At 42.9% G+C, this 559-nt stretch carries 1 protein-coding gene; it reads right to left on the reverse strand.

Going from position 1 to position 559, the window contains the following annotated elements:
• On the reverse strand, positions 1-559 hold a 559-nt coding region (locus tag CWC28_RS20925; RefSeq protein WP_138625717.1), incomplete at both ends, for an IS3 family transposase.

Raw genomic sequence — 559 nt, forward strand, 5'->3', positions numbered from 1 at the left:
AGACATACTCACTGTGACACCTCTATTAGTTAACCACTTCACTGTTTCCTTTGCGACATACTGAGCTCCTTGGTCTGAATGAAAGAGCAAGTTCGAACCATCAGGTTTGCGTGCTGACCATGCCTTTTTCAGTGTTTTAATGACTAATTCGGCGTTGTTTATCCGACTTGTTACCCAGCCGACAACCTTACGAGAATACAAATCAAGGATGACGCATAAATACTGCCAACCATCTTTACAGCGTACTTGTGTGATATCTGATACCCACACGGTATTTGCTCTATCAACATTAAATTGGCGTCGTAATAAATTACTCGCTTTGATTGTACCTTCTTTCTTCGCGCGACTTGTATAGCGTCTCTTACCTGATTTTGAACGATAGCCAACGCTTTGTAATAGTCTCTGCACACGCCCTTTACTGCAATCAAAACCATGTGCGACCGCTGCCTCCCATAGCTTTCTATAACCAGGAATGCAGTGCTCCTGGTCGCTAATATGCTTTAGAAACTTAAGTAACGAACTGTTCTCTTTCTGGCGCGTGCTAGGTAATTGCTTTAAC

This window comes from Pseudoalteromonas sp. S4492 (assembly GCF_005886115.1).
GTDB classification, from domain to species: domain Bacteria; phylum Pseudomonadota; class Gammaproteobacteria; order Enterobacterales; family Alteromonadaceae; genus Pseudoalteromonas; species Pseudoalteromonas gelatinilytica.